Raw genomic sequence first — 1,456 nt, forward strand, 5'->3', positions numbered from 1 at the left:
TTTGGAGCCGGTCGACGATGACGGCGAGGACGGTGACAAGCAAGATCGTCCAGGTTGGACGGCGCTTGGCCAGATAGGCCAAGAACCGATCCAGGCCGAGGATGCTGAGCACGCGAGTGAGGTTGTAGCAGAGCGCCATCAGGCTCCATTCGCCGCGGACCTTGTCGAAGCCGCGGACGAGGAAGTGGCGGTAGCCGGCCCGGCATTTGAGGGTGCCGAAGGGGTGTTCGGCGAGTTCGGCCCGGCGGCGCATCTGAGCTTCGGCGTCCGTCATCCGCGCACGATGCCGTTCGAGGACGGCTTCATGCTCCCAGCGATAGACGGTGCGCGTCGGCGTCTTCGCGGAGAGGCAGCGCGCACGCAACGCGCAGGCGTCGCAATCGGCCTTGCGGCTGACATGCCTGATCTCGCTGCGGCCGCCGTTGATCTTGCGGCCCTCCGTTGGGCTCAGGAGCTTGCCGGCGGGACAGCGATAGACATTTGCTGCGGCTTCATAGGCGAACTCTTCATGGCTCATGCGGTCTTGCGCTTGCAGCCTCGCGGTGCGCTTGGCTTGCGGAACGTAAGCCACGATCCCATCCTCCTCGCAGGCCTTGAGCGCGTTGCCGTTGTAATAGCCGGTGTCGGCCAGCGCCGTTAAGGTCTCGACGCCGAGTGCGTCCTTCGCGGCCTTGGCCATCTCGTGAAGCTGGCCGGTGTCGTTGCCGTCATTGACGACCTCGCTTGCCACGATCAGCTTATGTTTGTCATCGACGGCGATCTGGACGTTGTAGCCCGCCACCACTTGACCGTTCTTCGACAACAGCCGGGCATCGGCATCCGTTTGCGACAGCTGCCTCTCGCCGCTCTCTTCCAGCCGCGCCAGATCGGCCTGCACGTTTGCCCGCTTGGCCATCAAGGCCGCGACCTTTTGCGTGACGTCCTCGCCGTCGCCTCCCCCACCATCCCGTCCCGCGGACGCAGGCGCCGCCTCCGCGCGATCGTTGGCCTCAAGCGTGGCGCCATAGGCCTCGATCTCCCGGTCAATCTCCGCGAGCCGCTTGGCGAGCGTGCGCTGCGTCTTGATACTCGCCTTGCTGGCGTTGCCGTCAAAAAACGCGCCGTCGATCGCCACAACTTCACCGCCCACCAGGCCAAGTTCGCGCACCACAAGCACAAACTCCCGGTTCGCAGCCGTAAGCGCCTTCCAGTTGTCCTTGCGGAACTTGGCAATGGTGCGATAGCCGGGCACCAGCCGCTTCAGCAGCCAGATCAGTTCAAGATTGCGGCCGGCTTCCCGCTCAAGGCTGCGCGACGACCGGATCCGGTTCGTGTAGCCATAAAGATAAAGCTTCAAAAGGTCGGCCGGGTCGTAAGGAGGCTGCCCAGCCCCGCCGCCTGACCCGTCGTGGCGGAAGCCAAGCTTCTCAAGGTCCAGCGCATCGACAAACGCCTCGATCACTCGAACCGGATTGTC

Annotated in this window: 1 protein-coding gene; it reads right to left on the reverse strand. The window is 64.2% G+C overall.

Annotation, left to right across the window (positions count from 1 at the left end; all coding sequences use genetic code 11):
* On the reverse strand, positions 1 to 1,456 hold a 1,456-nt coding region (locus CWO89_RS44150), incomplete at both ends, for an IS1182 family transposase (RefSeq protein WP_130584378.1).

The organism is Bradyrhizobium sp. Leo170, assembly GCF_004296405.1.
Taxonomy (GTDB): Bacteria; Pseudomonadota; Alphaproteobacteria; order Rhizobiales; family Xanthobacteraceae; genus Bradyrhizobium.